Origin of the sequence: Planctellipticum variicoloris (genome assembly GCF_030622045.1) — a bacterium.
Lineage (GTDB): Bacteria > Planctomycetota > Planctomycetia > Planctomycetales > Planctomycetaceae > Planctellipticum > Planctellipticum variicoloris.
Genome location: NZ_CP130886.1, coordinates 5,520,629 through 5,540,235, shown reverse-complemented (window position 1 = coordinate 5,540,235; position 19,607 = coordinate 5,520,629). Strand labels below are relative to the sequence as shown.

The 19,607-nt window shown below is 64.2% G+C and carries 18 protein-coding genes; 8 read left to right on the top strand and 10 right to left on the bottom strand.

Annotation, left to right across the window (positions count from 1 at the left end; genetic code table 11):
• Window positions 1-31: 31 nt before the first annotated feature.
• A complete protein-coding gene (gene pyrF / locus SH412_RS21595; RefSeq protein ID WP_336520099.1) occupies window positions 32-976 on the bottom strand; it encodes an orotidine-5'-phosphate decarboxylase in 945 nt (314 codons plus the stop codon).
• Here pyrF and SH412_RS21590 point away from each other — a divergent pair.
• Window positions 975-1,316, top strand: coding sequence for a zinc ribbon domain-containing protein (locus SH412_RS21590; RefSeq protein ID WP_336520098.1), 342 nt, complete (start codon window positions 975-977; stop codon window positions 1,314-1,316). The genes pyrF and SH412_RS21590 overlap by 2 nt on opposite strands.
• A gap of 27 nt (window positions 1,317-1,343) precedes the next feature.
• A complete protein-coding gene (locus tag SH412_RS21585) occupies window positions 1,344-2,528 on the top strand; it encodes a glycosyltransferase family 4 protein (protein WP_336520097.1) in 1,185 nt (394 codons plus the stop codon).
• A 520-nt stretch (window positions 2,529-3,048) separates the two neighbouring features.
• Here SH412_RS21585 and SH412_RS21580 read toward each other — a convergent pair.
• The 3 genes from SH412_RS21580 to SH412_RS21570 form a co-directional block, all read right to left on the bottom strand.
• Window positions 3,049-4,065, bottom strand: coding sequence for an RluA family pseudouridine synthase (locus SH412_RS21580; protein WP_336520096.1), 1,017 nt, complete (start codon window positions 4,063-4,065; stop codon window positions 3,049-3,051).
• Window positions 4,062-4,994 carry a tetratricopeptide repeat protein gene (locus tag SH412_RS21575; RefSeq protein ID WP_336520095.1) on the bottom strand — a complete coding sequence of 311 codons (933 nt, stop codon included), beginning with the start codon at window positions 4,992-4,994 and terminating at the stop codon, window positions 4,062-4,064. Before SH412_RS21575 ends, SH412_RS21580 begins: the two co-directional genes overlap by 4 nt.
• A gap of 295 nt (window positions 4,995-5,289) precedes the next feature.
• Window positions 5,290-7,083 (bottom strand): ankyrin repeat domain-containing protein, encoded by a 1,794-nt coding sequence (locus SH412_RS21570; protein WP_336520094.1) that lies wholly within the window; start codon window positions 7,081-7,083, stop codon window positions 5,290-5,292.
• Window positions 7,084-7,328: 245 nt separating this feature from the next.
• Between SH412_RS21570 and SH412_RS21565 the strand changes: the two genes are divergently transcribed.
• The 3 genes from SH412_RS21565 to SH412_RS21555 all read left to right on the top strand — a co-directional run bounded on the left by SH412_RS21565 (window position 7,329) and on the right by SH412_RS21555 (window position 8,557).
• Window positions 7,329-7,460, top strand: a complete 132-nt coding sequence (locus SH412_RS21565; RefSeq protein ID WP_336520093.1) for a hypothetical protein — start codon at window positions 7,329-7,331, stop codon at window positions 7,458-7,460.
• 6 nt (window positions 7,461-7,466) lie between these two features.
• On the top strand, window positions 7,467-8,045 hold the full coding sequence (locus SH412_RS21560) for an RES family NAD+ phosphorylase (RefSeq protein ID WP_336520092.1): 579 nt from the start codon (window positions 7,467-7,469) through the stop codon (window positions 8,043-8,045).
• A 98-nt stretch (window positions 8,046-8,143) separates the two neighbouring features.
• Window positions 8,144-8,557 carry an antitoxin Xre/MbcA/ParS toxin-binding domain-containing protein gene (locus SH412_RS21555; protein WP_336520091.1) on the top strand — a complete coding sequence of 138 codons (414 nt, stop codon included), beginning with the start codon at window positions 8,144-8,146 and terminating at the stop codon, window positions 8,555-8,557.
• Window positions 8,558-8,746: 189 nt separating this feature from the next.
• Here SH412_RS21555 and feoB read toward each other — a convergent pair whose 3' ends face one another.
• From feoB to SH412_RS21525, 6 genes are all read right to left on the bottom strand, one after another.
• Window positions 8,747-11,083 (bottom strand): ferrous iron transport protein B, encoded by a 2,337-nt coding sequence (feoB, locus tag SH412_RS21550; RefSeq protein WP_336520090.1) that lies wholly within the window; start codon window positions 11,081-11,083, stop codon window positions 8,747-8,749.
• Between the two features lie 43 nt (window positions 11,084-11,126).
• Complete coding sequence (locus SH412_RS21545) at window positions 11,127-11,354, bottom strand: FeoA family protein (protein WP_336520089.1); 228 nt, start codon at window positions 11,352-11,354, stop codon at window positions 11,127-11,129.
• Between the two features lie 26 nt (window positions 11,355-11,380).
• Window positions 11,381-11,626, bottom strand: coding sequence for a FeoA family protein (locus tag SH412_RS21540; RefSeq protein WP_336520088.1), 246 nt, complete (start codon window positions 11,624-11,626; stop codon window positions 11,381-11,383).
• 321 nt (window positions 11,627-11,947) lie between these two features.
• Window positions 11,948-12,448 carry an acetolactate synthase gene (locus SH412_RS21535; protein WP_336520087.1) on the bottom strand — a complete coding sequence of 167 codons (501 nt, stop codon included), beginning with the start codon at window positions 12,446-12,448 and terminating at the stop codon, window positions 11,948-11,950.
• 716 nt (window positions 12,449-13,164) lie between these two features.
• Window positions 13,165-13,383: a hypothetical protein gene (locus SH412_RS21530; RefSeq protein ID WP_336520086.1), complete on the bottom strand. Its 219-nt coding sequence runs from the start codon at window positions 13,381-13,383 to the stop codon at window positions 13,165-13,167.
• A gap of 460 nt (window positions 13,384-13,843) precedes the next feature.
• A complete protein-coding gene (locus tag SH412_RS21525) occupies window positions 13,844-15,529 on the bottom strand; it encodes a glutamine--tRNA ligase/YqeY domain fusion protein (RefSeq protein ID WP_336520085.1) in 1,686 nt (561 codons plus the stop codon).
• 273 nt (window positions 15,530-15,802) lie between these two features.
• Between SH412_RS21525 and SH412_RS21520 the strand changes: the two genes are divergently transcribed.
• The 3 genes from SH412_RS21520 (at window position 15,803) to SH412_RS21510 (ending at window position 19,348) form a co-directional block, all read left to right on the top strand.
• Window positions 15,803-16,510 (top strand): zinc ribbon domain-containing protein, encoded by a 708-nt coding sequence (locus SH412_RS21520; RefSeq protein ID WP_336520084.1) that lies wholly within the window; start codon window positions 15,803-15,805, stop codon window positions 16,508-16,510.
• Between the two features lie 140 nt (window positions 16,511-16,650).
• Entirely contained in the window at window positions 16,651-18,651 is a 2,001-nt protein-coding gene (locus SH412_RS21515; RefSeq protein ID WP_336520083.1) for a sigma 54-interacting transcriptional regulator, read from the top strand.
• A 406-nt stretch (window positions 18,652-19,057) separates the two neighbouring features.
• Window positions 19,058-19,348: a hypothetical protein gene (locus tag SH412_RS21510; protein WP_336520082.1), complete on the top strand. Its 291-nt coding sequence runs from the start codon at window positions 19,058-19,060 to the stop codon at window positions 19,346-19,348.
• The last annotated feature ends 259 nt before the right edge of the window (window positions 19,349-19,607 follow it).

The following is a 19,607-nucleotide window of genomic DNA, read 5'->3' as shown; positions in this document are numbered from 1 at the left end:
GTTCTGGTGAGCCTCGAAGACTCGACTCACCCTACTTCTGCAGGCGTCCCGCCGGCGTGTGCTGCGCCAGGTCGGCGATCATCTGCCGGGTGGCGGCCTCCGCCGCGGCTTCCCACTTCGCGACGCCGAATTCCTCCGCCAGCTTCCCCGAACGGAAGGCGAAGTTGATCCCGCGCGAGTTATTGACGATCCCGCCGAGGCCCTCCTGGTTGAAAGCGCCGGCGACATCGGCCGCGGTCCCTCCCTGGCTGCCGTACCCCGGCACCAGCAGCGGCACGTGCGGCATCGCCGCCCGCAGCTCGACCAGCTCGCGGGGATACGTCGCCCCGACAACCGCCCCGACCGGACCGAAGCCGGAGGCGTCGGCGTGGGCGGCGGAGAGTCCTTCGACGACCTCGGCGACTTTCTGATACAGCGACTGTCCGTTCTCCAGCCGGTCTTGGAACGTCCCTGCGCCGGGATTGCTCGTCCGGACCAGCACGTAGATCCCCGCTCCCCGCTCGACGGCGACCTTGACGAACGGCTCCAGCGTGTCGCTGCCGAGGTAGGGATTGACCGTCAGAGCGTCGGCGTGCCAGGGCGTCGCCTGCGGATCGGACCCGGCGAGATACGCGCGGGCGTAGGCTTCCGCCGTGGTGCCGATGTCGCCTCGCTTGGCGTCGCAGATGACGATCAACCCGGCGGCGCGGGCGTAGCGCATGACGCGGGCCAGGGCCAGGCAGCCGTCGGGGCCGTATTCTTCGAAGAAAGCGGCCTGCGGTTTCACCGCCGGGACCAGCGGCGCGACGACGTCGATCAGCCGGACGCAGAATTCTTCGAACGCGGCCGCGGCGACGGCGGCCTCGTACGCATGGTTCTGGCGGGCGCGCGCGACGATGTCCGGCGGGAGCCAGTCGAACCGGGGATCGAGTCCCACGAGAGCCGGCGTCCCCTTCGCCCGGATGGCGGCATTCAGTCGGGTGGAAAAATGTGTCATGATGCCGCGATTGTGCCGTATCGGCGGCACGACCGACAAGCCACCGCCCCTCCGGGAATGTCCCCCAGCCATGCCCCGCCACCGCGATGACCACAACGACGACGACGACTGGAGCCCCGACTGGGACGAGGGCGGCGACGACTTCGGTTCAGACGACGACGAGGAGCCGACCATTCCCTGCCCTCACTGCCGGGCGGAAATTCACGAAGACGCCCAGCAGTGCCCGGCCTGCGGGGAGTATCTTTCGGAGGAAGACTCGCACCGTTCGAGCTATCCTCCGTGGGTCATCGCCACGGCGGTCATCGTGCTGCTGGCGGTGATCGCCACCTACGTTTTCTGACGTCACCCGCCTGATGGAATGGACTCCATGAAGAACTCGCTGCGCGCCCGTCTGGAACGACCCGCCGTCCTTGTCGGACAGCAACTCCTTGCCGCCGCGGCCCGGCTCCGCGGCCCGACGCCGTTTCCGCCGGCCGAGGTCAAGCGGGTCGTCCACGTCTCTCCGGCGTACTTTGCCGACGAGTCGATGATCGGCGGCGGCGAGCGGTACGCGCTCGAACTCGCCGCCGCGATGGCGAAACGCGTCGAAACGACGCTTCTCACCTTCGGGCCGGCGCGCCGTTCGGTCCAGCGCGGGGAGCTGCAGATCGAGATCTACCCGGCTCGCGACTTCGTGAAAGGCAAAATCTGGAACCCGCGGACCCTGGGGTTCGTCCCGGCTTTGAAGCGCTTCGACGCCATCCACTGCCACCAGCATCACACATTCGTCACCGCGACCGCCGCCTGCGCCGCCGCCGCGGCGCGAAAGCCCTGCTTTGTGACTGACCTCGGGGGGGGCGGCTGGAACCAACCCGCGACCGATCGCTACATCACCCAGTTCCTGGAAATCAGCCGGTTCGCCATTCGCCCTGGACTCGCCGACCGCTCGCAGATCATCTACGGCGCCGTGGGCCCCGGTTTCATCGACCGCCCGATCGCCCCCTGGCCGCGGCCCCGGCGGGTCCTGTTCGTCGGGCGGATCATGGCCCACAAGGGGATCGACTCCCTCATTCTCGCCGTGGATCCCGACACCGAACTGACGATTATCGGCCGGGTCTACGAAGAGCGTTATTTCGCCGATCTCCAGCAGCTCGCCGCGGGACGCAACGTCACGTTCAACACCAACGCGTCCGACGACGATCTCGCCAAAGCCTACGGCTCGGCGGCGGTGTTCGTTTTGCCGTCGGTCTACACCGACATGTACAGCAAGCCGCATCCCAAAGCCGAGCTGCTGGGGCTGGTGATGCTGGAGAGCCTGGCCTCCGAAACTCCAGTGGTCTGCACCCAGGTCGGCGGCATGCCCGAGTTCATCGACGAAGGGGTGACGGGCTTCATCGTCCCCCCGAGCGATCCGGCGGCGCTGGGCGTCCGCATCCGCGAGCTGCTGGACGACCCGGCGCGGGCGCAACAGATGGGCGCCGCCGGCCGGCGAGCGGTCCTGGAACGCTTCACGTGGGACCAGGTCGCGCTGCGCTGCCTGGCGGCTTATCGGGGGGTAGCGAATAGCGAGTAGGGAATAGTGAAAAGCCGGAGAAGAGGCGGCGCGTGAAGTTGCTGCATGGTCAAGCCATCAACGAACAAGGAAATCGCCGCTTTCATTCGGCGTTTCGGCGTGGGTGCAATGGGGCGTTGATTTTCTACCGGTGCAGACGTTCGGGAGGCTCTTCGCCCCGACGGGGCGACGGGCTGTAGCCACGGGTGGAGCGGCGGCGCGGCGTCAAAGCCGCCCGACGCGGAACCCGTGGTCCGGCCCCGAACCGAAATCCAGGAAGCCCCGGAGGGGCGAAGGAAGCGATGCCGTGCAGTCCGCGCCACAAGTTTACCGTTCCTCCGCCCCTTCCGGGGCGGTGGCGCGCGGAGGGCACCTGGTCCCACGGGTTGCACTCCGTCCGCCCGAAGGCGGACTCCGTTTCACCCGTGGCGACAGCCCATCGCCCACTTCGGGGCTCAAGACCAGGACCGACCGCTGCAAGGCCTAGAACGCCGACTTTTCGACGAGCGACCGGCCTCTTCCTTCCCGCCTTCCACGACCATCAGGCCGGGCGTTTGCCGGTTTTCGGGCGGTAGGTCCGGACGGCTTCCAGAGCCCGGGTCATGTCTGCCGGGAGGGGGGCCTCGAACGTCATCCGCTCGCCCGTCGCCGGGTGATCGAACGAGAGGCTCAGGGCGTGCAGCGCCTGGCGTTCGATATACACTTCGTCCTCTTCGGGCGGGAGGTTTTCGACAAGGTCGGACTTCCGCAGCGACGATCGGCCTTCGTAGAGGCTGTCGGCGACGATCGGGTGCCCCAGATGGTGCATGTGGACGCGGAGCTGGTGGGTCCGGCCGGTCTGCGGGCAGAGCCGCATGTAGCTGAAGCCGCGGAAGCGTTCCTGGACTTCGTAGAACGTGGCGGCGTGGCGGGCGGTCCCCCCTTCGGGGCAGACCATCATCCGCTCGCGATTGCGGTTGCTGACCCGGACGTGGGTCTCCATGTAATCGCGGTCGAAGGAGACTTCGCCCCAGACGAGGGCCCGGTACTCCTTTTCGACCGTCCGCTGCTCGAACTGTTTGCTGAGCAGGTTGTGAACCGTGTTGTCCTTGGCGACGACGAGGACGCCGGTGGTGTCGCGGTCGAGCCGGTGGACGATGCCGGCGCGGAGGTGGCCGGCGGCGTCGCTGAGCTGATCGAAGTGGAACTGCAGCGCCCCGACGAGCGTGCCGGTGTACCGGCCGCGACCCGGGTGGACGATCATATTCGCCGCTTTGTTGATGACGATGAGCTGGTCGTCGTCATACAGGACGTCGAGGGGGAGATCTTCGGCGGGGACGGTCCGGTCGGCGGATTCCGGCAGGCGGAATTCGACGACGTCGTTCACGCGCAGCCGGCGGGAGATCTTCGCGGGGAGGCCGTTGACGAAGACCTGGCCGTCGTCGATGACGCGCTGAAAGGCGGACCGGCTGAAGTTGGGGTAGAGCCGAGTGAGATAGTGATCGAGCCGCCAGCCGTGCGCCCGGACTTCTACGGTGTGCCGGATTCGATCTGCGGAAGTGGGCGCGTCGTTGCTCATTCGGGTTTGTCGGCGGGCTTTTCGTCTGCAGGAGGCTTTTCGTCGGCCGGCTTCTCCGCCGCCGGTTTTTCCGGGGCAGGCTTTTCGGCGTCGGGAGTGGTCTTCTCAGGAGCCGGGGTTTCCGGCTTCGCGGCTTCCGCCGGCTTCTCGGTGTCCGGGATCTTCTTGTCGTCGGCTGGTGCTTCCGGGGTGGTGTCGGCGGGCGGTTTGGCTCCGGCGGCGCCCGGCGAGGGGGGGAGTCCGAAGGCCTTGTCGAGATCGAAGCCGCCGGCGGCGCCGGGCAGGCCGTCCTGCGGGCGGCGGAATTCCGGGGGCTTGGGATTCTGCTTGGAGAACCAGGCGTAGAACTCTTTGCCGGAGCCGGTTTCGAGGGCCTTGATCCGCTGTTCGCTGTAGGTTTTGTAGATGCTGGTCGGGAATTCGGTCACCAGCCGCTGCCAAGTCTTGATGGCGGGTTCGGTATCGCCGTTGCTGGTCGATTCGAGGACGCGGGCGAGGCCGAAAAGAGCCCGTTCGCGAACGGGTTCGGGAGCCGCGGAACCGGCATCGAGGACTTCCTGGAAGGCGGTCTGGCAGCGTTTCATGTCGGCCAGCCCGGCTTCGCGGTCGCTGAACATCTTCGGCAGGGCTTCGTCGAGGACCAGTTCGCCTTCGCGGAGGCGGGCCCAGTAGCCCGGCGCGGTCCCTTTGAGCTTATCGGCGACAGCGCCAAACTCTTCGCTGGTGCCCGCGGCGGCGAGCTCGGTCCAGTGGGCGGCGGTGGCGTTGCTGGCGGACATGGTCCACCAGCCGCCGACGATCAGCGCCAGCAGCACCGCCGCGAAGGCGGCGGCGATGGCGATGCCGTGTTTTTCGAGGACCGTCTGCGTTTTGACCGCGAGTTTGCCGAGCTCGTGCTCGTGCAGATGGTGTCGTTCTTCGCTGTTCATCCGGGTACGTCTTCCCAGGCTATCCGGTGCGGCGAGAGCCCCGCGGACAGACCGGGGGCGCAAAATTCCGAAGTCGGGAGCATAGATGGCGCAGGAAGTTGGGTCAAGGAGAGGCGGGTTTGCGGGGGGGCTTGGTTCGGCTTGTTTCCGAACAGTGGAGGGTCCGGCAGTTCCGAGTTTTGGAGAACTTAAGTCAATCGCAGCGTCCGCTTGTGCCAGGGGCACTCTGACGCCCGAAGCGACGTCTGGGCCACCCGGTCGAGAATCTGTTCCGCTCTGGCCGCAGCTAAAAGTATCACGCCCGCTTCCGGTTCCAATCGGCGCGAGCGGCTTCAATGAGCGCGGTCATCTTCTCTTTCATACTCAGCATGACTTTGGCAAACCGAGTGAATTCTAGCGTCGGGTCCGCTCCGGCGTTCAGCAGCCGTTGAACGCACTCTTCATCGCTCACCGACGCGGCCCGCATCAACGGGGTTTCCTTGTCGTCGCTGGTCCGGTGATCGACGGCTGCGCCCCGTTCGAGCAGCAGATTGAGGCAGTCGAGGCTCCGCACGCACTGGTACAGCAGGGAGTTCCCGTCTTTGGCGGTGAGGTCCGGGTTCAACCCTGCATCCAGCAGGCAGCGCAGCAGATCCGGGTTCTCCAGTCGATCGATCTTCGGCCACTCGCCGTCCATGATTCCGCTCAGATCCCCCAGCTCGGCGACGACTTCCTCGATCTCCGCCAGCTCCTCGAACTCTTCGGGGATGTAGTCGTGCTTCAGGAGCCCCAGCAGCCGTTTGAGCGTCGGTTTCGGCCCTTTCTTTTTTCCGGGGGCAGCCGTCTTTGCCGGAACCGCCGATCCGGCCTCCTGCTGCTTTCCTTTATTCGACTTCCAGTCCACGCGGGCCTTTTCGATCACCGTCCGGATTTCCGCGTTGGAATCCAGTTTGTTCTGGATGGGCCAACTGAGTCGTACGGTCGGATTGGCCCCCGCCTTCAGCAGCCGCTGTACGGCCGGAATGCTCTCGCTGTAGATCGCGCGCATCAGCGTGGTTTCAAAGTCGCCGCCGCTCCGGCGATTGACGTTCACTCTCCGTTCGAGCAGCAGATCGACGCACTCGGGACAACCCGCACATTGCCAGAGCAGCGAATGGCCTTCAGTGTCCGTGATCTCCGGGTTCAACCCCGCCTGCAGCAGCGCCCGCACGATCGCCGGACTGCTGATGTTGTTGAACGGCCACTCCCCGTCCTGGATGCCGCTCACGTCTCCCAGCTCGCCAACGACCTGCAGGATCTCCTCGACCTTGTCCGGCGTCAGATCGTGATTCATGAGCCGGAGCAATCGCTTCAGCGTGGCCTTAGGTTTCTTCCCGGTCGCGGGGCGCTGTGAAGTTGATTCCTCTTCTGGTTCCTCATCGTCGCCGAACAGCCCGGCGATCCGGGCGAGGAATTCGTCAAAGGAACCGGCCAGCAGGTATCCGGCGGATTCCAGGTAATTGCCGTCGTCGTCGACCTCTTCCGTCTCGTGAAACCACCAGTAGACGCAGCCGAATGTTTTCGGCTTCAGCGACAGCGTGAAGACGTCCGAGCTGCCGGCAATCGGCAAGTGTCCTGCGGGAAGCAGTTTCCCGATGTTCGCCAGTTCGTACGTCAATTCGTCCCCGCCGGGTTGCGACGGCCGCAGATGAAACAGCGCGCCGACACCCACATTGTCGATGCCTGCCATGCCGGGCACCGCGACGCAATCGGGATTGGGGCGACCGCCGTTGGCGGTCAGGAGAAACTGGCGGTACTCGTCGGGAAGGGGGCCGCCGATCTGCTTTTCGAGAGACTTGATCTGCGACTCGGTTGCCTGTTTGGCTCCCTTCGCCCGGACGATTTCCAGCCGCGTCGGGTCGATCTCGATGTAGCCTTCGCGCCGCTTTTTCGCGATCAGCTTCTCCGTCTGCTCCTTCGCTTCGGCGGGAGATGGAAACGACTTCTGCGATTCCTGGAGCGATCCGCCGAGCCGGCCGAAGTGGACGATCTGGCGTTTTCCCTGTTGCTCGACGTGCCATCGTTTGCGGGATTTACCGTCGTCGAAGTAGAAGCGTCGCAGGTCGGACATGGTGGTCCTTCGCGGGGGGAGCACTGTCTGGTCGCAGGACGTGTGCTGGCCGATTGTGAGAGCGAATATGCCGGGGAGGGGGTTTGGTTTGCAACCACGAAATCGCAGCAGTTTGTCTTTCGATCACAGCGGGGTCAAAGACGGTAGGAATCGGGTTCCGACCGTACGACCGACCCGCAGGGTGGCCGGTGAGGCGGAATCGTTTGATACCGTACCGAAACTCGATACAACGCGAGTGCTGTGAGTTGCAGGATCTCGTCCGGTTGGAGATGACGGCGGAAGTACCGCGGGAGATCCTGACTCCGGCGAGCGGTTCCGCGATGGCGGTGAACGACTTCGGCATTCTGCTCGTACAGCGATGCTTCAGCCGGGAGTAGGGATTCATGGCGGGCGATCCGACATTCGATCAACTCAAGACCCGCTTGAAGCGTTTGCTTCCGACAACCGAGGCATATACCGGGAGGGTCTATCGGTCGAGTACGCCACGGTACGCCAAGGAGTCGGATCTGTTGAATGGAGCAGGAGGCCGGCGAACCGGGGGACGCTGGAATCCCGTGGGAATTGCAGTGGTGTATGCCTCCCTGACGCCTGAAACGGCCATGGCAGAGACACTGGCCCACTACCGCTATTACGCAATCGGGCTGGAAGATGCGATGCCGCGAACCTTCGTCGCAATCGATGCAAGACTGCAAGCCGTCCTGGACTTGCGTCTGGGAACAGTTCGGCAGCGCCTGCAAGTCTCCCTGGATCGAATCCTGAAGGTGGACTGGCGGAAAGAGGTCCAGGCCGGTCGGGAACCGATCACGCAGGTCCTGGGTCGGGCGGCGTCCGATGTGGGGCTGGAAGGGTTGATCGTGCCGTCCGCGGCCAGCCCCGACGGGCAGAATCTGCTGGTGTTCCCGAAGAATCTGCAAACGGGGAGCGAGCTCCGCGTGCTGTCCCCGGAGCGGCTGGCGCAGTAGCGAACCTGCAAAACTGCATGCAAATTTGCTTGACCGCCGGACGAATCAGGCCGACAATGAGTTCAGGGCGTGCTCGGTTCGGGTCGCGGAGGAACATCATGGCTGTGATCGATCGGAAGAAAACGGCGGCGAAGACACCATCCGCCCGCAAGTCGAGTCCGAAGGTCAGGAGCGTGGACGCAGCGGTCAAGGCGAACCCGGTGGTGAATCTCCGTCAACGGCTGCAACTGAAGCAGGCCGAGTTTGCCCGGCTCGTTCCCGTCTCCGTGCGATCGCTGGCGACTCTGGAGAAGGGGACGCCGCCGACGGATGTGGTCGCCCGGCGGTTGACCGAGCTCCAGCGGCTCACCAACGCCCTGTCCGAGGTCATCCAGCAGGAATCGCTGGGGACCTGGCTGCAAACGCCAAACGCCGCATTCGATGGCCTCAAGCCGCTAGAAGTCATCGATCGAGGGGAGAGCGACCGTCTTTGGATAATGATTTACTTCTTGCGGTCCGGAGTCCCTTCGTAAAGGGACGGCATTCGGTCGTGAGGCGCGCTGGCGACGGACATCGTCTCCGGCGGCCGTGCCGCCAACGACGACGGCCAGCCGCAATCCGGCACGCGAGAGCGAGCCCTACGGTGGCATTCGGAGCCGAAGCGATGCCCGACGGACGTGGACGTCCATCGTACGGGAAGAGGGGGCACGGGGCGGTTGAAATCAGCCCATCCACCAGGTGCCAACCTGGTACGTCAGCAGCGCGCCGAGGTAGGCCAGGACCGTCATGTAGACGAAGGTGAAGGCGGGCCAGGACCAGCTATTGGTTTCCCGGCGGATGATCATCAGGGTCGAGGCGCATTGGGCGCAGAGGGCGAAGAAGACCATCACCGACAGGCCGACGGGAATCGTGAAGACCGGGCGGCCGTCGGGCCAGGCGGCGGTGCGGATCGCCTGCTGCAGGCCGGGGTCGTCCTCGCCGATGTCGCCGCCGAGGCTGTAGATCGTCCCCAGCGTGGCGATGATGACTTCGCGGGCGGGGAAGGAGGCGAGGACGCCGACGCCGATTTTCCAGTCCCAGCCGAGCGGGATCACCGCCGGTTCGATGGCGCGGCCGAGCCGGCCCAGGGCGCTGTGTTCGAGCAGGCGCTCGGCTTCGGCGTTGCGGGCGTCGACTGCCTCGGTCAGCGGAGCGAGCTTCCGTTCGACGAGGCTCATCTGGATGGCGATTTCGCTGAGCTGCTCGCGCAGAGCCTCGGCCTCCATCGACGCGGAGTCCAGCGCCGCCAGATGGTGCTCGACGGTTTCGTGGGACGATTGGAGTTCGTCCCGGCTCTTGAGCGTCGCTTCCGAAGACTCTTCGAGCTGGGCGATCTGGGTCGTCAGTTGCTCTTCGAGGGTGTGATCGCCGGGGAAGTAGCTGGCGGCCCAGACGAGGATGTTGGTGGCGAAGATCAGGGTGCCAGCGCGGGCGACGAAGGCCCGGCCGCGATCGTAGACGCGGGCCAGGACCATCCGCGGGGACGGCCATTTGTAGGCGGGAAGTTCCATGACGAAGGGAGGCGTTTCCCCTTTGAGGATCGTCATGCGCAGGAGCCAGGCGACCGGGATTGCGATGAGCGCCCCGAGCGACATCGCAGCAAACAGCACCAGCGCCTGCAGGCTGATCCAGCCGCCGGCAAACGTGATTGGCGGAATCAGGGCGGCGATCAGCAGCAGGTAAACCGGCAGGCGGGCCGAGCAGCTCATCAGCGGGGCGATGAGGATCGTGACCAGGCGGTCCCGGCGGTTTTCGATGGTGCGGGTGGCCATGATGCCCGGAATGGCGCAGGCGAAGGAGGACATCAGCGGGACGAACGACTTCCCGCTCAGGCCGATGCGGGTCATCAGGCGGTCCATGAGGAAGGCGGCCCGGGCCATGTAGCCGCAGTCTTCGAGAATGGCGATGAACAGGAACAGCAGGCAGATCTGAGGGAGAAAGACCAGCACGCCGCCGACGCCGGCGATGGCGCCGTCGACAATCAGGCTGCGGAGCGGGCCGGCGGGCAGGACGCTGCGAACGGCGTCGCCCGCAAACCCGAACACCGCTTCAGTGCCATCCATCAGGGGGCCGGCGAGGGTCGAAATGGCCTGGAAGACGAGGAACATGACCACGCAGAAGACGATCAGGCCGCCGACGCGGCTGGTCAGAACCCGGTCGATCCGGTCGCTGGCGGTGACCATCCGCTGGGTAGGAGTGGTGAGGACACCGGTCAGGATTTCCTTGGCCCAGGCGTAGCGAGCCTTGGCCTCGCCGGCGGGGATGCGAAAGCCCTGGTCGCGGAGGCGCAGTCGGAGACCGTCGAGGACCGTTCCGAATTCGGTCGGCAGGGTCTGCCGATAGCCGGTTTCGACCTGCCCGCCGACGTCGAGCAGCAGGCGTTCGGCGAGGGGTCGCGGTATGGCGCCGGCCCCCCAGTCCTGCAGCCGCTGCTGCAGATCCTGCACGGCGGCCGTGAAGACCTCGGGGAAAATCCGGGGGATGGCGGGAGGCGGTCCGGAAGCGGCGCTGACGATTGCGGCTCGGACGTCGGCCAGATGCCGCTGGCGATGGGCTTCGCAGGGGATGACGGGGATTCCCAGCCGGCGGCCCAGTTCCGCGGCGTCGATTTTGAGTCCGCGGGATTCGGCGACGTCCCACATGTTGAGGACCAGGACCGTTGGCAGCCCGAGGTCGAGCACCTGGCTGACGACGTACAGGTTGCGTTCGAGGTTGCTGGCGTCGGCGATGCAGACGACGGCGTCGATGGCGCCGATATCCGCTTGCCGGCCGAGGAGGACATTGACCGAGACGAGCTCGTCGAGCGACCGCGGGGAGAGGCTGTAGGTTCCCGGCAGGTCGACGAGCTGGATCTGGACGCCGTTGTGCTGCAGCCGGCCGATTTTCTTCTCGACCGTCACGCCGGGGTAATTACCGATCTGCGCATGGACTCCGGTCAGGGCCGTGAAGAGGGTGCTCTTGCCGGTGTTGGGGTTGCCAATGACGGCGACGGTCAGGGGCCGGGCGGCGACGGAGGACATTCTCGGCAGGTTCCGATCGGCAGGGCATCCGGGGGAGGCGGGGTCAAAGGGGGGAGATGACGACGCGGGCCGCCTCGGTCCGACGGAGCGAAATGCGATAGCCGCGGACGGCGAATTCGAGGGGATCTCCCAAGGGGGCTGCGCCGAGGAATTCGATTTCTTCCCCGTCGGTGAAACCCATTTCCATCAGGCGGATGGCGACGGCGTCGTCGCCGGTGACATCTTCGATTCTCGCCCGTTGGCCGATGCGAAGCTCATTCAGGGTGGTCATGGAGGGCGGTCGCGGCGGGAGGAGAATCAGCGGGAAACTTCGACCAGCACCGTCGTCGAGTCTTCCAGTCGGAAGGACAGGCGATGCTCGTTGACGGCGAGGATGCAGGGAGAACCGGGGCGAAGCATGCGGATTTCGGCGCCCGGCTGCAGCCCCATTTCGTGGAGCCTGTGGACGAATTCCGCACGACCGTCGACTTCGAACACGCGGGCGGTTTCGCCTGCGGCGAGGAGGTCGAGCGGAACAATCTGAGAGGCGAGGGTCATCAGCATGGTGGTCAGTGCTTCCCGGGTACTGAGACTGAATCTCAATATCGGAAATTCTATCCGCGGACCGGACCAAATCCCAGATCAACGCTGCGGTATTTCGCACGGGACCGGGGGAATTCCTGGAACGGCGAGAATGACGGCCGCCTGCACGACAACGGGGCGCTCACGCGCAGAATCCGGCGATAAGCCTTTTCCGGGAAAGGGCTTGCAACTCGGCATCGGATTTCATGTCGGTGAACTTCATCGTCTCGAAATGCGTGTCCCGCGCCGGTTCAGAATCGGGCGGTTCCCGACGTTTCGCCGATGTTCGTTCTCGGCGGGGGCTTAGAACTCGTCGTCGAGGAGGTCGGATTCGGTGATGATCCGGAAACCGGCGTCGCGCAGGATCTGGGCGGCGGTATCGACGTCGTCAACATACATGGCGACGACGGATCGCCCGCGGCGGCGATAGAGTAGCGGGTAAGCGTGATGAATGTTCAACTCCGCCTTGACGAGGGCTGTGCAGACGTCGGAGAGGGGCTTTTCCGATTCGGGGAGTTCGACGCCGACGACATCGCTTTCGCTGAATAGAAAGCTCGACAGGGTCAGCTTTTCGCGACCGCGGTCGGTGTTGCTGAACATCAGGCGGACCATCGCGAAGTCGACGGAGTCGACGATGCTCAGGGCGACGACCTGCGTATCCAGATCCTCGACCAGCCGCATCAGTTCGCTGAGCCGGCCGACGCGGTTTTCGAGAAAGACACAGAATTGACGCAAGCAGGGCCAACTGCGGGCCTGCATCGTCTCCGATTCCGTAAAGTCTCCGCCCTCACGGTGTTCCGTCATTCGTGTCTGACTCCCTGTGCCTGGGAAGGAGCGACGCACCGACAGTCCCGGAGGCTGCAGGTCCGTAGATTCCCCGGCGGCGAAAATCTGTCGGGCCGGGGAATTCCCAGCGATACCTAGCCACTGTATGGCTGCGGGCCGCGCGGCGTCAATTCGACTCTCACTCCCTGAGCCGGCCCGGGTGCATCCGCCCGTTGGGTTAGTCAGGTGTGCAGGGTGAGTGAATTCCAGAAGGAGTGCCAGTCGCCGTTGAGGTCGGCGGCCTTGAGGGCGGTCATGCCCATCCCGAATGATTCACCCAGCTCCAAGGCAACGGCCTCCCGCGGCGTAGAAGGTGTTGTCAGATCAGTACTTCAACGCCACAAGGAGGCCGGGGGTGAGTTGACAGGGTGTGTTGCGAGGGGTTCTCCACGACGTGGCGTCAGCGTCTGATCACGGCGGTGGCGGAGATCACGGTCAGCGCCCGCCGGGTGGTCGTGACGTTGAGCGAGAGCTGTGGCCGTCTGCGGACGAGTACCGCCGGATCTCGCAGGCGGTGCTGGCCTGGCCGCGTACGTCCTGACGGTCCTCCCCCGTCGCGCAGCCACGGACCTGACATCAGCATTCGACGTTCCCGGGGAGGGGTGCGTTCTGCGCGCCGCCCGGCGCGGATCGCCGTTCGATGGCCGCTTGCTCTCGGACCGAGTCGACGTCGAAATGACGAGCTGATTGATGAATTATGCGGGCTGGAAACGCCGCGTATCGCCAGTGTCAAATTTTCCACTCTCGTATTGAAATTCACCACTGCCGCGACAGACCAGTTCCTGGCCGACTTCGAGTCGATAGCGCGGGACTTCCGTCAGGGCCGGTTCTCCGGCCGTCAGCAGGGCGGCCGGCGCCGCCACGAGCGCCAACACCGGCCCCGTAACGCCCGATCGAGAGTTTCGGACGAACATGATCCCTCCTCCCGATACGGACGATGTGACGCATGGCGAGAGATCTCGCACACGCACACCGAAAGTCTCAGGCCAGCAGGGGCCTGAATCGCCGCAAACGGGGAGACCTCAGCACCAGTCGCATTGCGAGCGTTTCCCCTGCGCGCAGCCGCGACTCACATGACCCGCGAATTTCTGCAGGACCTGCAGTAAGGAGACTCCAGCGAGCGTCTCCGCACGCGTCTGCAGTTTGCGAGAACCGACGGCCACCGACTGAAAGGCCCCGAAAACCACCCGCACCCGGCCGCGCAAGAAGAACGATCAACCTTCTCAGCCACCCCCAATGCGCCCCATAACAGAAGCGGAAATTCAGAAGGCCGAGCAACTTGGCTTTCGACTCCGACTCGATTGCTGAACGGCGTTGATTGACACCCGATCCGACCTGCATTCCTCTGCGAAGCCCGATCCCCGAAGCCCGACTCTACCCGCCCTTCTTCTGAATCTTCGCCCATTCGTCCTTGAGCGTCACCGTCCGGTTGAAGACCGGTTGTCCTGCGGCGCTGTCCTTGTCGACGCAGAAATATCCCAGCCGCTCGAACTGGCAGCGATCCCCCGGCTGCAGGGCTGCCAGCGCGGGTTCCAGCTTCGCGTCCGCGACCGTGACCAGCGAGTTCGGATTCAGGAAGGTTTTCCAGTCCTGGTCCTCGGGAATCTCCGCTACGTTTTCCACGCTGAAGAGATGATCGTAGAGCCGGACCTCCGCCGTCACCGCTTCGGACGCCGACACCCAGTGAATTGTGGATTTCACCTTGCGTCCGTCCGGCGCGTTGCCGCCTCGAGTTTCCGGATCGTAGGTGCAGCGCAGTTCGACGATTTCGCCGCTGGCGTCCTTGACCGCTTCCTGGCAGGTCATGAGGTAGCCATACCGCAGTCGGACTTCGCGCCCGGGTGACAGGCGGAAGAATTGCTTCGGCGGATTCTCCATGAAGTCGTCCCGCTCGATGTACAGCTCGCGCGAGAAGGGCACCTGCCGCGAACCGGCGGCGGGATCTTCCGGATTGTTGACCGCATCCAGGTGCTCGACCAGATCTTCCGGGTAGTTCGTCAGGACGACCTTGAGCGGTTTCAGCACGGCGAGAAACCGCGGCGCGCGCTTGTTGAGATCGTTCCGCACGGCGTTCTCCAGCACGACCAGATTGGTCAGGCCGTTGAAGCGAGTCACGCCGATCTCGTCGCAGAAGGCCCGCATGGCCTCGGGCGTGTAGCCCCGTCGGCGGATGCCGGCGATCGTCGGCATGCGGGGATCGTCCCAGCCAGACACGATGCCCCCCTGCACCAGTTCGAGCAGCTTCCGCTTGCTCATCACGGTGTAGGTCAGATTCAGCCGGGCGAACTCGATCTGCTGGGGGTGATAGATCTCGACGGAGTCGATCAGCCAGTCGTACAGCGGACGGTGATTTTCGAACTCCAGCGTGCAGATCGAGTGGGTTACGCGCTCGATCGAATCGCTGTAGCCATGAGCGAAGTCGTACATCGGATAGAGACACCACGCGTCGCCGGTGCGGTGGTGGTGGGCGTGCCGGATGCGATACAGGACCGGATCTCGCATCAGAAAATTTGGATGGGCCATGTCGATTTTCGCGCGCAGCACGTGAGCGCCGTCGGGAAACTCGCCGGCCCGCATCCTGCGGAACAGATCGAGGCTTTCCTCGGCGGGTCGGTCGCGGAATGGGCTGGCGGCGCCGGCTTCGCTGACGGTTCCCCGCTGTCCGCGCATTTCTTCGAGCGTCGAGCTGTCGACGTAGGCCAGCCCCTTCTGGATCAGCAGTTCCGCCCACTGGTAAAGCTGCTCGAAGTAGTCGGAGGCGTAGTGCAGGCCGTCCCATTCGAAGCCGAGCCAGCGCACGTCTTCCATGATGGAGTTGACGTACTCGGTCTCTTCTTTGGTGGGGTTCGTGTCGTCAAACCGCAGGTTGCACCGGCCGCCGAATTTCTTCGCCGTGCCGAAGTTCAGGCAGATCGACTTGGCGTGGCCGATGTGCAGGTAGCCGTTGGGTTCCGGCGGAAACCGGGTCTGCACGCGACCGTCGAAACGCCCGGTTCGGTTGTGCTCCTCGATGATCTCGTGGATGAAATTCGTGGGGGGGGCGGACTCGTCCGTAGACATGGTCAAGCAGTTCCGGATCGTGCGAGGCGTGCCGGGCGGCGGGCGGGACGGCACAAGTGTTGGTCTGCCAGGAGTTTTGTCGGAAACGGAGAGCGGATGCAAGGTCAGGCGGTTGGGGCGACTGCCCGTTGCGGGGCGGGTTCTGCAAATCCACCGTCGTCGGCGGCATGACAAGCCACCGCTGCCTGTGCCTGTTTGCTATACTTTCGCAATCGGCCTGTCCGACGCGGCGGCCCCGTTCTCGTTCCTTTGGCAATTTGCGGAGTATCCTGCATGAGCGGCATGTCAGCCGGCCTGCGGCGCCTACACGAACTGCATCTGCAGCTTCGCGAGATTCAGGAGCAGCTTGCCAAGGGCCCGCGGGAGAAGGCGGCCCGCGAGCAGACCGTTCAGAAACGCAAGGCCGAGCTGGAAGCGCAGCGCGGAATTCTGAAGCAACTCCGCTCCACGGCGGACCAGAAGAATCTGCAGCTCAAGTCCAGCGAGAGCAAGATTCTGGAGTTGGGAAACAAGCTGAATTCCGCCGGCTCGAATCGGGAATACGACATTCTCACCGGGCAGATTCAGGCGGATACCATGGCCAACAGCGTCCTGGAGGACGAGATCCTGGAGGCCCTGGACAGCGTCGACTCCGCCCAGGGCGCGGTCAAAGAGGCCGAGGGGGCGATTGTTCTCGCCGAAAGCGAACTGAAGAAGACCATCGAAGCGGTCCAGGCTCGCGAACCGGGCCTGAAGGAACGCGAAGCCGAGCTGCAGACGCAGGTCGCCGACGCCGAAAAGTTTCTGCCGCCGGACGCCGCGGGAGTCTACCGCCGGCTGGTTCAGGCTCACGGCGCCGATGCACTGGCGGCCGTCGAAGACAGCTCGTGCGGGAGCTGCTACGTCAAGCTGACGAACCAGAACCTGCTCGAGCTGCGGATGGGGAAAACGCTGTTCTGCAAGACTTGCGGACGACTGTTGTATCTCCCGGAAGATCTTTGATAATCAGGACTTCGGATTCCTGCGGATCGACGGATTTGCGGTAGCGGCAAGAATATGGCAGTCTATTAGCGACTGTTGCGTCTGGATTCGGGCGGAACGGGGAACAACGGGCCAGCGTTCCGCAGGGATTGTGGGTGTTCATGAATTCTTCGCCAAATCCGAGTGAGACGGTGTCGGCGTCGAACGACGCCGCGCTGGTGCTCCGTTCCGGTCCCCGTGAAGGGGAGCGGGTAGAGCTCTCGCCACAGCAGTTGATCACGCTCGGCCGGGCGCCGACGAATCGCATCGTCGTCTCCGACGAAATCTGCAGCCGAAACCATTGCGAGCTGTTCTTCTCGTCGGGCCGCTGGTTCATCCGGGACCTCGGCAGTCGCAACGGCACGCGAGTGCAGGGCGAACTGATTACGGGCGATGTCGAGCTCCGCCCAGGAGAAACCATTCAGCTCGGTTCGACGCTGCTGGTGTTTGTCTGGGAATCCCAGTCGAGCGGTCGCGATCCGCTCGAAGCCGACACGGCGACGAATCTTGCGCAGATGCCGGAGATTCTGGAGCGGGCGCCCCATAATCGCTATCGGTCTGCGGCGCCCGCCGCGGCGCGAGACCGCGAGAGCCGTGACCTGGGGCAGCTTTACCGTCTCGCGCTGGAAATGGGCAATGCCACGAACATGGCTCAGCTCGCCGGGATCGTGCTGGAGGCCCTGCTGGAAGGAACGCGGGCCGACATCGGCGCGGTGCTGATACTCCCGGCGGGGAAGCCGCCGAAGCCGAAGAACCTGAATCTCGTGGGCTACAAGTCGCGACTTGGCGTGGGGGGGTATCAGCAGGTTTCGGAGCACCTGACGAATCTGGTGATTTCTGATCAGGAAGCGGTCCTGGCCCGCGACCTGCATACGGATCAGAAGGTGAAGTTCAGCAAGAGTCTGAGCGACATTTGCGCTCAGAGCGTCGTGTGCGCCCCGATCAAGTCGGAAGGTGCGTTCTACGGCGTCATTCATTTGTACTGCATGGACCTGGATAATCCGCTGAAGCGGGACGATCTGGATTTCACGATCGCCGTGGCGGACCAGCTCGCTGTCGCGGTCGGGGGACTCGGCCAGCGCGATCAACTGGCGACGGGCCTGGCCCAAGCGGTCAACGAGAACCAGACGCTCCGCGAACAGCTTCAGGCGGAAACGGAGCTGGTGGGCGCCAGCCCGTTGATGATCCGGCTCCGGGAACGCATTCTCCGGATCGCTCCCACGGGGGCCACGGTGCTGATCCGGGGCGAGAGCGGCGTCGGCAAGGAACTGGTGGCGCGTGCGATTCACACCAACAGCAAACGCCGGGACGGGGCGTTTGTGACCATGAACTGCGCCGCCTTAAGTGAAAGCCTGCTGGAGAGCGAGCTGTTCGGCCATGAGAAGGGGGCGTTTACGGGGGCCGTCGGTCGGAAGATCGGCAAGTTCGAACAGGCTCACGGCGGTACGATCTTTCTCGATGAAGTGGGCGAGATGAGCCCGGCGATCCAGGCGAAGTTCCTCCGCGTGCTTGAAGGCCATGCCTACGAGCGCGTAGGGGGTGGAGTCCCGGTGCAGGTTGATGTCCGGGTGGTCGCGGCGACCAATCGCGATCTGGAGAAATCCGTCGCCGAGAACGAGTTTCGGCAGGATCTTTACTTCCGGCTGCAGGTGGTCGAGCTATTCGTGGAGCCGCTGCGCGAGCGACAGGTCGATATTCCGGTGCTGGCGAATTATTTCCTGCAGAAATTCGCCCGCAAGACCGGGCGCGCCGTGACGGCGTTTTCGGAGGAAGCGCTGGATGCGCTGGTCGACTATCACTGGCCCGGCAATGTTCGCGAATTGCAGAACACGATCGAACGGGCCGTGATCCTGTGCGCCGACACCATTGTGGAACGGCAGGATATTCAGCTTTCGGCGCTGGGAGCCGGGGGTCCGGTCGAAGCCAGGCCGTACCCGGTCGAGTCGCCGGTTGCCGGCGAGTTTCGTGCTGTCCCGCTGGAACTGATCGAGCAGGAGCACATTCTGGCGATGCTGGAATGGACCGGCTGGAACAAGTCTCAGGCGGCACAGTTGCTGGGGATCGAGCGTTCGACGCTGGACCGAAAGCTGAAGCGGTACGATGTCGAACGGCCTGCTCGGTAGATCCTGACGGAAACTCCAGAGACTTGCGGCAGGCTCTGCCGGAACAGGGAAAGTCAACCGGCAAGATATGGAAGTGGGCTGATCCGAGGCTGCGCAGAGAGGGCAAATCGCACGGTTGGAGGTGCGGTTTTGAAGAAATCTTGTTGACAATTCTCGGGGTCCGCAGAACAATGCTTCTGCCTCGACCGTGAGGCCCCTGCCTCGATTTCCCGCCTCAGCACGATGCTGGTTTCCCGTCCATCCGCCAAGGAATGGCGCCGCATTCGGCTGCAACGCGAATGCGATGACGTGGGATGCTTGTTCAGGGTTGTTGGATTTTTTTCCCTCGCACGAGGGCTTGGTGATTCTCGTGTGGGAGCTCAGTCTCCGCTTTGCGGGGACGGTCTTTTTGCGTGGAGTGAGGGGAATGTCGTTCGATTACGATGTCGATGAACTTGAGCCGGATTCCGCAGTCGAAGTCGCCGACGAAGACTTCGACCTTGAAGAGGAAGAAGTGCTTGAGTTCGACGAACTCGACTTCGAGGCGCTCGGGATTGACCCTGCCGGTCCAACGGCGGCCAAGCCCGGTTCGCCGGAAAAAGTGCTGATGCTCGCAGCCCGTTACGCAGCCGGCGTGCCTCTGTGGCACGATAAGGATTGCTACGATCACGGTCCGGGCGATCTGCTCGCCCGCCTCGCTCGGGGCGCCAAGAGCTAGCCACTGCGTGTTGCGTCCGACGGACGCATCCGACTGAACAGTTCACACAGGACCCGGTTGCTTGCTGCAACCGGGTCCTGTGGCATTCCAGGCCCCGACATGGACGCGCGGGACTCCCTCCGAACGACGTCTCGAGCTGCACTCCGACCGACCGGCGAGAGGCGGGCGAGGAGTTTTTGCCCCTTGATTCGGCCGCTTTGCGGGAATGCCGCCAAATTTGCGGGTATCCGCCGCCGGCGATGGAATCGTCATCGGCGGC